This is a genomic window from Halanaerobium kushneri (assembly GCF_900156285.1).
GTDB lineage: Bacteria > Bacillota > Halanaerobiia > Halanaerobiales > Halanaerobiaceae > Halanaerobium > Halanaerobium kushneri.
Genome location: NZ_FTNC01000016.1, coordinates 1 through 13,343, shown reverse-complemented (window position 1 = coordinate 13,343; position 13,343 = coordinate 1). Strand labels below are relative to the sequence as shown.

At 36.1% G+C, this 13,343-nt stretch carries 11 protein-coding genes and 1 riboswitch; all 11 genes read right to left on the bottom strand.

Features of this window, described 5'->3' with window-relative positions:
- Positions 1 to 316: 316 nt before the first annotated feature.
- The gene (locus BW929_RS10600) at positions 317 to 679 is read right to left on the bottom strand and encodes a response regulator (RefSeq protein ID WP_076545468.1); all 363 of its coding nucleotides are present in this window, start codon (positions 677 to 679) and stop codon (positions 317 to 319) included.
- A gap of 320 nt (positions 680 to 999) precedes the next feature.
- Positions 1,000 to 2,637 carry a sensor domain-containing diguanylate cyclase gene (locus BW929_RS10595; RefSeq protein WP_076545467.1) on the bottom strand — a complete coding sequence of 546 codons (1,638 nt, stop codon included), beginning with the start codon at positions 2,635 to 2,637 and terminating at the stop codon, positions 1,000 to 1,002.
- A 120-nt stretch (positions 2,638 to 2,757) separates the two neighbouring features.
- A riboswitch (cyclic di-GMP riboswitch) is annotated at positions 2,758 to 2,848 on the bottom strand.
- A gap of 312 nt (positions 2,849 to 3,160) precedes the next feature.
- Positions 3,161 to 4,738: a bifunctional phosphoribosylaminoimidazolecarboxamide formyltransferase/IMP cyclohydrolase gene (gene purH / locus BW929_RS10590; RefSeq protein WP_076545466.1), complete on the bottom strand. Its 1,578-nt coding sequence runs from the start codon at positions 4,736 to 4,738 to the stop codon at positions 3,161 to 3,163.
- A gap of 2 nt (positions 4,739 to 4,740) precedes the next feature.
- Positions 4,741 to 5,355: a phosphoribosylglycinamide formyltransferase gene (gene purN, locus BW929_RS10585; protein WP_076545465.1), complete on the bottom strand. Its 615-nt coding sequence runs from the start codon at positions 5,353 to 5,355 to the stop codon at positions 4,741 to 4,743.
- 13 nt (positions 5,356 to 5,368) lie between these two features.
- Positions 5,369 to 6,403: a phosphoribosylformylglycinamidine cyclo-ligase gene (gene purM / locus BW929_RS10580; RefSeq protein ID WP_076545464.1), complete on the bottom strand. Its 1,035-nt coding sequence runs from the start codon at positions 6,401 to 6,403 to the stop codon at positions 5,369 to 5,371.
- Between the two features lie 2 nt (positions 6,404 to 6,405).
- A complete protein-coding gene (gene purF / locus BW929_RS10575; RefSeq protein ID WP_076545463.1) occupies positions 6,406 to 7,884 on the bottom strand; it encodes an amidophosphoribosyltransferase in 1,479 nt (492 codons plus the stop codon).
- 18 nt (positions 7,885 to 7,902) lie between these two features.
- Positions 7,903 to 8,622 carry a phosphoribosylaminoimidazolesuccinocarboxamide synthase gene (purC, locus tag BW929_RS10570; RefSeq protein ID WP_076545462.1) on the bottom strand — a complete coding sequence of 240 codons (720 nt, stop codon included), beginning with the start codon at positions 8,620 to 8,622 and terminating at the stop codon, positions 7,903 to 7,905.
- A 5-nt stretch (positions 8,623 to 8,627) separates the two neighbouring features.
- Positions 8,628 to 10,037 (bottom strand): lyase family protein, encoded by a 1,410-nt coding sequence (locus BW929_RS10565; protein WP_076545461.1) that lies wholly within the window; start codon positions 10,035 to 10,037, stop codon positions 8,628 to 8,630.
- Entirely contained in the window at positions 10,027 to 10,557 is a 531-nt protein-coding gene (gene purE, locus BW929_RS10560) for a 5-(carboxyamino)imidazole ribonucleotide mutase (protein WP_076545460.1), read from the bottom strand. The genes BW929_RS10565 and purE overlap by 11 nt, the downstream gene beginning before the upstream one ends.
- Positions 10,558 to 10,603: 46 nt before the next feature.
- Positions 10,604 to 11,767, bottom strand: coding sequence for a 5-(carboxyamino)imidazole ribonucleotide synthase (locus BW929_RS10555; protein WP_076545459.1), 1,164 nt, complete (start codon positions 11,765 to 11,767; stop codon positions 10,604 to 10,606).
- A 100-nt stretch (positions 11,768 to 11,867) separates the two neighbouring features.
- Positions 11,868 to 13,139, bottom strand: a complete 1,272-nt coding sequence (purD, locus tag BW929_RS10550) for a phosphoribosylamine--glycine ligase (protein WP_076545458.1) — start codon at positions 13,137 to 13,139, stop codon at positions 11,868 to 11,870.
- Between the last annotated feature and the right edge of the window lie 204 nt (positions 13,140 to 13,343).

The window sequence follows — 13,343 nt, the reverse complement described above, 5'->3', positions numbered from 1 at the left end:
AAATGTTTTAAATCTCCTGTTACAATTTGATGCTGAAGCGCAAAAAAGTTTTAAAATATGTTTTTAATCTTTTTCTAATCTTTATTTAAAGTTTTTTTAATAATCCACTGGTATTATATAATTGTAGCAAAGAAATAAACTTTGTTATCCCCTTTTTGAAGCTGTTGCAGAGGACAGCTTTAAGCATAGATAAAAGTAATAGATACTTTTCTCCTTGTTTTACCCACCTTTTTCCCGAGGTGGGTTTTTTCATTTTAAAAAAAATTCTCTATCTTTATATTTATTAAATAAAAGATAGAGAACTAATTTAAATATTTTACTGTATATTTAATTTATTAATTGTTTCTTCGATTTTTCCTTTTTTAAATGGTTTAACTATAAAATCTTTAGCTCCAGATTTTATTGCTTCCAGTACAATCTTTTTTTGCCCCATTGCACTGCAAATTACAACTTGAACATCAGAATCAATTTTTTTTAGCGTTTTGACCGCTTCAATACCATCCATTTCGGGCATCGTGATGTCCATAAAAACTATATCGGGATCCAGTGATTTATATTTATCAACTGCTATTTTCCCATTTTCTGCTTCACCAACAATTTCATGTCCAAATTCCTTTAGAATTTGTTTGAGCTTTAAACGCATAAATGCTGTATCATCTACCACCATTACCTTTGCCAAATTAATCACTCCTATTCTTATTGTTATATAGTTATAGATTAAATAATTTCTCCAATTTAATCTATTTCTAATCTTACTTTAAAGGTTTTTTAATAAATAATTGTTACTATAAATATAGAAAAGATAAATACTTTATTTATCCCCTTTTTAAGCTGTTGCAGAGGACAGCTTTAAGCATAGATAAAAGTAATAGATACTTTTCTCCTTGTTTTACTCGCCTTTTTCCCGAGGCGAGTTTTTTCATTTTACATAAAATTTCTTTACCGATATCAGGATTATATAAAACTTTCGATATAAGTGGGGGATGATTTCAATTAAATTTATTTCTTTTTTGATTTGTTTTTTGCTTTATTAGCATACATTCTTTTATCTGCTTTTCTAAAAACTTCTTCTAAAGATATCTCTTCACTTTTCTTTACTGCATATCCAATCGAAATAGAAAAAATTTCTATTAGATTTTTTTGCTTTAAATAATCGCTTTCTTTTTCTTTAATTCGATTACATATTTTTTCAGCTTCATCGGAGTCGGTCTCCGGTAAAATAAGAGCAAACTCATCTCCTCCAATTCTTGCAGCGATATCAATCCCTCTAATTGATTCTTTAATCATCTGAGCTGCAGTTATTATATAATTATCACCCTGCTGATGGCCAAAATTATCATTAACATATTTTAAATTGTCAAGATCAGCTATTAAAATTGCTACCGGTAACTTTCTGCTCGAATCCAGGCGCTCCATTTCATTTTCAAAATACCTTCTATTATAAAGTTCAGTCATTTCATCATGTAAAGAAAGATATTTAATTTCTCTTTCCTTTTTTTTATTCTCTGTAATATCTAGTGAAGAACCTACAATTTTTTCTACCTCTCCCTTATTAATTACTGGCGTTAGTTTAGTTAACCATACTCTTTTACCCGCTGGTAGAGTAAGCTCTTCTTCATAACTAATACTGCTTTTTTTATCCAAACAGCGCCTATATTTTTTTTCTAATTCAGGTCCTACCTTTTCCCCAAAAATTTCGATCGGTGTTTTACCAGCAACTTCTTTAGTTTTTAACCCTGTTGCTTTTTCATGAAAGCTGTTTAAACGCTGATATCTAAATTTACCACTCTCAACATTAATTAGAAAAATTGCATTCTCAACATTAGATAAAATAGTTTCGTATTCCCTGGATAATTTTTTTAATTTTAAACTATTCTCTTTACGCTCAGAAATATCTCTCACACTTACTATTATTCTTTTCGGCTTCTTCGGCTGATTCTTAAGATTTAACATTTTCGCTTCAAAATACTTTCTGCTTTCATTTATTATTAAGCTATAATCAAAAGTCACACTTTCATTCTGATTAAAAAGTTGAGTTATTTTCTCTTTATATCTTTTAAATGCTTCTTGAGATAAAAAATCTTTTAAATTTTTATTCAAAGCCTCCTCTTTAGTATAAAGAAGTTTTGACTCATCTCCCGTCCAGAGGTCAAGAATATCACCCTGTTTGTTTATCAAAAAAACAATATCTGGAATCGTCTCTATTATTCGCTTCAGGCTATCTCGGTTACGCCTGAGTTCATTCTCTAAAATATTGTGATTTGTAATATCTTTTGCCTGACAAAAAATATTTTCTACATCACCAGTCTGATTAAATATTGGAATTTTTTTGATTAAAAGCAGTTTGTTTTCTCCTCTAGAATTTTTAGTCCATATTTCTTTTTCAATAATCTTTTTATCCACAAATATATCTATATTTTCTGCAATTACTTTTTCTGCTTCAGCAGCCGCAAGAATATTAAAAATATCTTCATCCAAAAAATCACCAGGATCTTTTCCCAGAAATTTTGCATAACTCAAATTTGCCATTTTATAAGTATATGGGTCTTTATAATAACAGATTTTCTGTTCAAGATTATTAACAATATTTTCATTAACCTTTTTTTCGATCAAATTATCTACTGCTCTTTTACTCATTAAAAAAATGGACCTCCTTCAATATCCACTCAACTTAAAACAATAAGTTCAGTAAAAAAATTAAGTTTTTATTATTTAATCAAAAATAGCCAGCAATAAAAATCACTGGCTATTAATTCCCGAGGCAGATCTGACAATCATAGATAATATTAACATCCTTAGACTCAGATTTTTGCGTCACAGCCTTTCGACTATTTTGCCTTTGAATAAATTATTAGATTTTAAAGTAATTACTACTATTATATAAATATTCAAGATTAAAATAAAAATCCCTTTTTAAAAGTCAATTTTTTCTAAAGATGAATATTTATATCATTATAAAGCATTATTTTTAATAACTTTTAAACAAAAATAAAAATTCCCCATTCTTATCTTAATGGCTGAGTAGGGACCATTAAAAAGAATGGAGAATTGATTAGGGAAATTTATATTAACCCAGCATAAACTGGGTTTTTCTAATAATTATCTTTTCCAAATAACTACTTATAACAACAAAATAAATTTAATCTAAAATAAAGTGAATTTAGTGTCTAAAATGCCTTTTGCCAGTAAAGACCATTGCAATTCCCAATTTGTTACAGGCTGCAATTACCTTCTCATCTCTGATTGAACCCCCCGGCTGAATTATTGCTTTAATGCCAAGTTCGGCAGCTTTTTCTACTGCATCAGGGAATGGGAAAAACGCATCTGAAGCAACAACTCCACCTTCCTGGCGGCCTTCAGCTTTACGGCCGGCAATAATCATTGAGTCAACTCTGCTCATCTGACCGGCACCAACACCAACTACCATCTCATCTTTAGCCATTACAATTGCATTTGATTTAACATGTTTAACTACCTTCCAGGAAAATAATAGGTCTTTTATCTGCTCTTCAGTTGGAGCTTTTTCGGTCACTACTTTAAGATCCTCAGCAGCAGTCTGAGCTAAATCTCTATCCTGAACTAAAAGACCCCCTGTTACCTTTTTCATACTGTAGCCAGGTTTTTCTCTATTAATAGAAAGCTCACCGGTTTTTAAAATCCTCATTTTTTCAGATCTAGCTTTAAGAATTTCTAATGCCTCTTCTTCATAATCGGGAGCTATAACAACTTCTATAAACTTATCCTGATCAGCAATTTCTTTAGCTGTTTCAGCATCAATTTTTCTATTTACTGCCACAATTGAACCAAAAGCAGATAATGGATCTCCTGCATGGGCATTAACAAAAGCATCTTTAAGCGTATTAGCTGTTGCCATACCACAGGGATTAGCATGTTTAATTACGGCAGCTGCTGGCTTAGCTTCAAATTCTTTTACAAGTTCTAAAGCACCATCTGTATCATTAATATTATTATAGGACATTCCTTTGCCGTGCAGTTTTTCTGCTGTCGAAATTGAAGGTTCATTCTGCTCTGCTTCTAAGTAAAATGCAGCTTTTTGATGAGGGTTTTCTCCATAGCGAAGATCTTCTCTCTTATCATAACGGTCAAGAAGTGTCTCAGGTAATTGCTGTTTTTCTTCTTCGTCCATTACAATTTCACCTAAATACTTCTGTATTCTCTGATCATACTCTGCTGTATGATGAAAAGCCTTATAGGCCAGCTTTAATTTTTTAGTTTTTGTTAAAGCACCACTGCCAACCTTCATCTCTGCTAAAAGTTCATCATAATCAGCCGTGTCTACCACAACAGCTACATCATTATTATTTTTGGCAGCAGAACGGATCATCGTTGGTCCACCAATATCAATATTTTCTATTGCTTCTTCTAAAGTAACATCATCTTTAGCAATTGTTTCTGCAAAAGGATAGAGGTTACAGACAACTAAATCTATGGGTTCAATGTTTTGAGCAGCGATTTCTTTTAAATGCTCATCATTATCTCTGACTGCTAAAATCCCACCATGAACTGCTGGATGGAGAGTCTTAACTCTTCCGTTCATCATCTCTGGAAAATCAGTAACCTGATCAATATCAGTTACCTCAATATCATTTTCTTTTAAGAGTTTACCAGTTCCACCTGTTGAAATAATCTCTACTCCAAATTCTTTTAGACCCGCTGCAAAATCTACAATACCTTCCTTATCTGATACACTTAACAATGCTCTTTTAATTTTAGACAAAGTTATTTTTCCTCCTTTAAGATTCTAACTTTTCGTCCTTCAATTTTTACTCTGCCCTCTGCAATTAACTTAACTGCTTCAGGGTAGATCTTATGTTCTTTTTTTAAAATCCTTGCTGCCAGATCATCAGCACTATCATTTTCTTTTACTTCCACTACTTCCTGCAAAATAATAGGACCTGTATCCATCCCCTGATCAACAAAATGAACTGTACAGCCGCTGTATTTGACCCCATAATCAACTGCCTGTTTCTGGGCATTCAGACCTTTAAATGCAGGTAAGAGTGAAGGATGAATATTAATGATCTGATTTTTAAATTCTTTAACAAATAATGGTGATAAAATTCGCATATAACCAGCAAGAACTATTAAATCTGCACTGGTTTCTTTTAAAAGATCAATCAGCTCTTTTTCGTAATCAGCCTTAGTTTCAAAGTGGGAAGGATTTATAAAAACATTCTCCACTCCTTCATGTTCAGCCCTCTTTAAGGCTCCAGAATCCTGGCGGTCACTAATTAAAATCTTTATTTCAGCTTCAATGTCTCCACTTTTTATATTATCAATTATTGATTGAAAATTTGAGCCTCTACCTGAGGCAAAAACAGCTATTTTAAGCATTTTTGCACCTTCTTTATTTTATTTCGAGAGATGTGTCTTGAGCTCCTGCTTTAATTTCACCAATCAGGTAGGCTTCTTCTCCCATTTCTGTGAGTTCTTTCAGTATTTTTTCTTTATCATTTTTATCAATAACAAGGGTCATTCCAATTCCCATATTAAATGTTCGATACATTTCTCTTTCTTCAATCTCTCCTGCCTGCTGAATAAGCTTAAAAATCTGCTGTGGCTCCCATCTGTCTTTTTTAATTTCAGCTTTTAAACCGTCTGGCAGAATTCGGGGTAAGTTCTCAATTAAGCCACCACCTGTAATATGAGCAATACCCTTTAACTTAAATTTCTCCAGCAGAGCCATTACAGTTTTAACATAAATTTTAGTGGGAATAAGCAATTCTTCCCCTAAATTATTTTTTAAACCTTCAACTTCTGCAGTATAGTCATAGCCCGCCTTATCAAATAGAGCGGCTCGAGCAAGAGTAAAACCATTGCTGTGCAGGCCATCTGAGCGAAGGCCAATCACTAAATCTCCTTCTTTAATTTCACTTCCGGTAATTATCTGATCCTGATCAACTATTCCCACTGCAAAACCTGCAAGATCATATTCGCCGGGCCGGTAAAAACCTGCCATCTCTGCAGTTTCTCCACCAATTAAAGCTGCACCTGACTCTTTACAGCCAGCAGCAATTCCTTTAACAATCTCTGCAGTTTTTTCCGGCTCCAGTTTTCCTGTTGCCAGATAGTCAAGAAAAAACAAAGGCTGAGCACCCTGAGCCAGAATATCATTAACTGACATTGCAACTAGATCTATACCAATTGTATGATGAATATCAAGTTTAAAGGCCAGTTTTAGTTTAGTACCCACACCATCAGTTCCAGAAACCAAAACTGGATTTTTATACTTACTTAAATCAGGTTTAAAAAGTCCACCAAATCCCCCCAATCCGGTCATAACTTCCGGACCAAAGGTGGACTGTACATCTTTTTTTATTAATTCTACAGCTTTATTGCCGGCATCTATATCAACTCCGGCCTTTTTATAATTTAAGCCCAAAATTATTCCTCCTCACTTAAGTACCTGCTGTCAACTGGATAATCTCCATCAAAACAGGCAGTACAGAAACCAAGTTCTACATCAGTTTTGATTGATTTAAGCATTCCCGCCTGTGATAAATAATGCAGGCTGTCTGCACCAATACTTTCGCCAATCTCTTCTTCAGTATTTCTACTGGCAATTAATTCCTGTCTGCGAGAGGTATCGAGCCCAAAATAGCAGGGATGCTCTACTGGAGGAGATGAAATAGCCATATGAACTTCTCTCGCCCCCGCCTCTTTTATTCGTCCAATAATCTGTTTGCTGGTTGTTCCTCTGACAATAGAATCATCAATCAAAATTACTTTTTTATCTTTTATAATTTCTTTAATCGGCGATAATTTTAATCTAACTTTTAAATCTCTAATTTCTTGAGTTGGCTGAATAAATGTTCTGCCCATATAGCGATTCCGCAAAATCCCCTGAGCATAGGGAATACCTGATTCTTCCGCAAAACCAAGAGCTGCTGCGATTCCGGAATCTGGAACCGGAACAACAATATCTGCTTCTACATCCATCTCCCGGGCCAGCTGTTTTCCCATTTCTTTTCTGGCCAAAAGTACATTCTGACCAGCAATATTGCTGTCAGGTCGAGCAAAATATATATATTCGAAAACACAGAGACTGGTCCCATTCTCTCCGGTATAGCGCCTGCTTTTAATTCCATCCTGATCAATTACAATTACTTCTCCCGGTGCTACATCCCGAATAAATTCTGCCCCAATCACATCAAAGGCACAGCTTTCGGAAGCAACCACATAAGTGTTATCTACTTTTCCTAAAGAAAGTGGCCTAAAGCCACGAGGATCACGAATTGCAATCAACTTATCTTCTGTCATTGCCACCAGAGAAAAAGCTCCTTTTAACTGGTGCAAACTCTGAACCAGAGCCTCAACAATATTATCTTCAAACGAACGAGCCACAAGATGGGCTATTACTTCTGTATCTAAAGTAGAGTGAAAAATGGATCCATTCTGCTCCAGATTATTTCTGAGTTCTGCTCCATTGGCTAAATTACCATTGTGGGCCAGTGCTAGATCCCCTTTAATACTATTAATTAAAATTGGTTGAGCATTTGAAAGCTTACTGGAGCCACTGGTTGAATAGCGGACATGGCCAATTGCCATTTCCCCTTTTAAACTTTCCATATCTTTTTCCTCAAAAACACTTTCAACAAGACCCATGCCCTTATGGAGATTAAAATCTCCGTTGTGATTTGAACAGATACCGGCACTCTCCTGGCCGCGATGCTGAAGAGCAATTAGACCAAGATAACTAAGTTCAGCCGCACTGCTTTCTCCATCAGCATTAAAAACGCCAAAAACCCCACATTCTTCGCTCATTTTATCTTCATTAAATTCAGCTTGAGTTAAATTCAAATCCGCTGAACCCTGCTTATCTTGATTAATATTTTTACTAGAGAAATTACAACTTTCTCTCATCAATTTTCCTCCCTTTGCTTATTTCCAGTCCTGGCCGGTAATCCGCTTATACATTTCATGATAGGCCTCTTCCACATCACCAAGATCACGACGGAAACGATCTTTATCCAGCTTTTCCTTAGTCTCACTGTCCCAAAAGCGGCAGGTATCAGGAGTAATTTCATCAGCCAAAATTATTTCTCCCTCAGCAGTTTTTCCAAACTCAAGTTTAAAGTCAACTAGATCTACATTTCGCTCTTTTAAAAACTTAACTAAAATATCATTAATTTTGTGCCCAAGTGCGATTAAACGCTCCAGCTCTTCCCTACCAGCCAGACCAAGAAGTTCAATATGCGAAACATTGATTAAAGGATCTCCCAGATCATCATCTTTATAATAAAACTCGATTACCGGCTGCTTAAGTGGAGTCCCTTCCTCAAGACCAATTCTTTTTGCCAGACTTCCGGCTGCCACATTGCGCATTACAACTTCCAGAGGAATAATATCAACCTTCTTAACCAGTGAATCGCGCTCATTGAGTTCTTCAATCAAATGAGTCTTAATGCCTTTTTCTTCTAAAAGCTTAAAAAAGAAATTACTAATCTTATTATTAATCATTCCCTTTTCTGCAATCTGACCTTTTTTCTGACCGTCAAAAGCTGTTGCATCATCCTTAAAGTGGACAATCACCTGATCATTTTTGTCAGTCTTAAAAATCTGCTTTGCCTTTCCTTCATAGATCATTTCCTTTTTTTTCATCTTAATTAAACCTCCGTTTTGAGATCATAATTGAATTTGCGCTGCCAGTTCTTAACTATCTTTTCTGTTTTCTGAGCCGCAATTCCGGTGTACTTTTCAGGTTCTAAAATTAATTCTTTCTGATTTTCAGTGAATTTACCCCAGTATCCCTGGAGTTCCTCACTCTGATCAACTAATTCTTTTAAAGAAAGGTCTGTCTTTTGAGCTTTTAAAGTTAGTTTCCGTACTGCCTCATGGGCATCAGGATGACCGGCTGCTGCTAAAAGTATATATAAAGGTTCTGCTACAATCATCTTTTTGTTCTGTTCAAAGTTTTTCTTTATATTTTCCTGATCTACTGCCATCTTAGAGCTTACCCTGGTTAATCTGGCAACTGCAGAAAGCAGAGCGGCTATTAATTCCGGTATGAAACGAGAAGAAGCTGAATTTGTTAAATCCCGCTGGTGTTCAGATAACTGATCCATGTAAACTGTTGTCATCTGGGGCATAAAAGCCTTCCACAAACTTTTTACGTTCTCATAATTTATTGGATTCCTTTTGTGAGGCATAGTCGAAGATCCAACCTGGTCTTTGCCAAAATGCTCACCAATTTCTGCAATTTCTGAGCGCTGCAGATGGCGCATATCATCAGAAAAAGCCGCCAGCACACTAAAAGTTGAAACAAGAGCGTGGACAAAATCTGTCATAGGTTCAGCCTGGACAATCTGAGTTGAATGCTCTCCCGGCTTTAAACCCAGTTCAGCTAATACCTCTTTTTCAAACTCTTCCGGATCTTCAAAAAAGATACCGCTGGCATTATAGGCTCCCACAGCTCCGGCAAATTTACCAACCAGTTTTTCCGATTTAGCTTCAATCTCTGCTATTCTTTCTCCCAGACGGGCCACATATTCAGCTATTGTAAAACCAAAGGTTACCGGCACTGCATGCTGGCCGTGAGTTCTTCCGATCTGAACTCTATCTTTTTCACGCAGAGCAATTTCTGCCCAGCTTTTATGTAATTCTTTAAGTTTAGGTAGAATTAATTCTTTAGCTGCCTTCTGATAGCGGAGGGAATTTGCTGTATCAACAATATCATAAGAAGTAGCTGTAAAATGAATATAAGGGCGGGTTTCCTCACTTACCTTTTTTTGAATACAGTTAACTAAGGCCCGAATATTATGTTTAGTCTTAGCCTCTTCTGCATAAACTTCTTCGGTAGTCAACTCTTCGATCGCTTTTTCTACTTCAGCCGGTGCTTTTTTCGGGGCCATTCCCCTGACAGCAAGCACTTTAACCAGTGCGAGCTCTACTTCAGCCTGAAATTCAATAGTTGCATTTTCCGAAAGGTATTTTCCTAGCTCTTCAAAATTTTCTTTCCTTCTTGAATAGCGGTGATCAAGAGGACTTATATTGGCAAAAATATCTCTAGTCTGCAAATTTTTCGCTCCTCTCAAGGTATTCTGCATATCCCTGTTCTTCTAATTTCTCTGCTGTATCTAAAACACTTTCTTTCATGTCTTTTCTGTATTCTTTCTGCTTTTTATTCAATTCTTCATCACTGCGGGCCAGAATCTGTACTGCAAGTAAAGCAGCATTTTTAGCTCCATTAATAGCAACAGTTGCAACTGGCACTCCCGGCGGCATCTGGACTATGGAATAAAGTGAATCAAGTCCGCTTAACTTTGAAGTTTTAACTGGAACTCCAATTACAGGTACTGTTGTTACAGCTGCTACCATTCCCGGCAGATGAGCTGCTCCCCCGGCTCCGGCAATAATTACATCTAATCCCTTTTCTTCAGCTGTTTCTGCATATTTATACAATCTCTCCGGTGTCCGATGTGCTGAAACAACTGTCAGCTCATATTCTACTTCAAATTGATCTAAAATTTCTGCTGCCTCTTTCATTACCGGCAGATCCGAATCACTGCCCATAATCACTCCTACTTTAGGCTTCATAAAATTTTACCTCCCAAATTTTTAACAAATTCACTCCAAATATATTCTAAATTTCTCCTTTTATCTCAACCAGCTGACTTGCTTTCAGAGCTCTTTTAGCTGCCAGCTCTAAGTTTTCTGCAGTCACTGTAAGATGTCCCATTTTTCGTCCTGGTCTGGAAATTGTCTTCTGATAAACATGGACTTTAACTCCTTCAATAGCAAGTGCCTGCTCAAGACCAACTACTTCTGCCTTACCCTGATCACCTGTTCCCAGTATATTGCGCATTACTGAAGGTCTGAGTAAAGCTGTATCTCCGAGTGGAAGACCTGCAATTGCTCTGACATGCTGTTCAAACTGAGAGGTCACACACCCTTCAATCGTATAATGACCAGAATTATGAGGCCTTGGTGCTATCTCATTAATCAACAGTTCATCAGCTTCAGTTACAAACATTTCCACACAGAAAATTCCTATCCCTTCGAAAACTTCCAGTACTTCTCTGGCAAACTCTTCTGCTTCTTCTTCAAGTTCTGCTGAAATTTCTGCTGGGACTTTCGTTTCATAAAGTATATTATCCTGATGATCATTTTCGCCGGCCGGATAAACCTCCATCTCACCAGTTAAACCCCGGGCTGCAATTATAGAGATCTCTTTTTTAAATGGAATATATTTTTCTACCATTAACGGTGTACTACCTGCTCCAAGTTCTTTAAATGAACTCTCTACTTCCTCTTCGCTTTTAACAACTGCATTACCTTTGCCGTCATAGCCACCTGTGCAGCTTTTTAGCATTAATGGATAGGTAAATTTTTTAGCTGCTTCTTTAATATCTGCTGGACTTTCTACTTTAATAAAATCCGGTACAGCTATTCCGTTCTTTTTCAAAACAGTTTTCTGTTCATATTTATTTTGAATAATCTCGAGGCTGCTGGCAGTAGGATAAATCTTATATCCTTCTGCTTCCAGCTCTTTTAGAACTTCTACACCTATATGTTCAAATTCATAGGTTATTAAATCAGATTTCTGGGCCAGTTCTCTAATTGCCTGCTGATCATCAAAATCCGCAATAAGATGCTCATCAGCAATACTATCAGCAGGACAGGCTTCTGTGGGATCTAAAATGCTAACATAAAAGCCCATTTTTTTAGCTTCCAGAATCATCATCTTACCCAGCTGCCCACCACCGATAATTCCAATTTTTTGTCTGGTTTTATCATTAAATTTCAAATTATAACCTCCCAGTTACAACTTTGATTCGTCTTATCTCTTAATTAAATTGTATATTAATTTTCAAAATTCTTCATCTTAATAAAAAATTAAATTATAATTATTTAGTCAGTGCTTTATAGCCTATATCATTTCGGATATGAAAATCTTTAAAATGAATTTTTGCTACTCCAGCATAAGCTTTGTCAATTACCTCTTTAAAACTATCCCCCAGAGCAGTCACAGCAATTACTCTGCCGCCATCTGTTAGCAGTTTACCAGCTTCCATCTTTGTTCCTGCCTGAAAGACAATTATATCTTCACCAGTTTCTGCTTCTTTAATTCCTGTAATTTCCTTACCTTTTTCATATTCAACCGGATAACCGCCAGAAGCCATAACCACACATAGTGCTTTTTGGTTTTTCCACTTAATTTCCACCTGATCCAGCTCTTCTTTTAATACAGCTTCCATTATAGCTACCAGATCTGTTTCTAAAAGAGGCAGTACAACCTGTGCTTCTGGATCACCAAAACGAACATTATATTCTAAAACCTTTGCTTTTTGATTCTTAATCATCAGACCAAAGTATATTATACCTTTAAAATCAAGTCCCTCACTCTGCAGGGCTTCTAAGGTCGGTTTCATAATTTCTCTTTTAAATTCTTCCATAATTCCATCTGTGACTACAGGTGCTGGAGCATAAGCTCCCATTCCACCAGTATTTGGACCCTTACCACCATCATAAGCAGGCTTGTGATCCTGAGAAGGTATCATCGGCACTACTGTTCTTCCATCACAGAAAGCAAGTATTGTTGCCTCTTCCCCTTCTAAAAACTCTTCTACAACAACCTTTTCGCCAGCTTCTCCAAATTTATCATTGAGCATTATTGTCTCAACTGCTTCTACTGCTTCTTCTACTGTCTGAGCCACAATAACACCTTTTCCTGCTGCCAGGCCAGAAGCTTTAACTACAATTGGTGCTCCTTTTTCCTCAATATAAGCTTTTGCCTCTGCTGCCTCAGTAAAACTCTTGTATTCTGCAGTTGGAATCCCATATTTGTACATCAGCTCTTTAGAAAATGCTTTTGAGCTTTCCAGCCGGGCAGCTGCTTTTTTAGGTCCAAAAACATTTAAGCCGTGTTCCTCAAATAAATCGACTATTCCTGCTGCCAGTGGTGCCTCAGGCCCAACTACTGTAATATCAATCTTTTCTTTTAAGGCAAATTCTAATAGTGCTTCCTGATTACTTTCATCAAATTCAAGATTTTCACCATATTCTGCAGTACCTGGATTACCTGCTGCTATATATAATTCTTTTACTCTACTGCTCTGTGCTAACTTCCAGGCGAGTGCATTTTCTCTTCCACCACTTCCGATGAGAAGAATGTTCATTCTATCCACTCCCATTTTTATATTTCCAGCCTTAAACTGGATTATCGTATACTCAAAGATTCAATCTATTAACCTCATTTTGAGCTCTGGTTTTTAAAAAATTAAACAAAGAACAAAATGGCCTGACGGCCACCCTACTATAGAAGTTAATTAATATTTCTTTAGTAGGGATTTATCTTTCAAATGTGTATTTAAACTTCATTT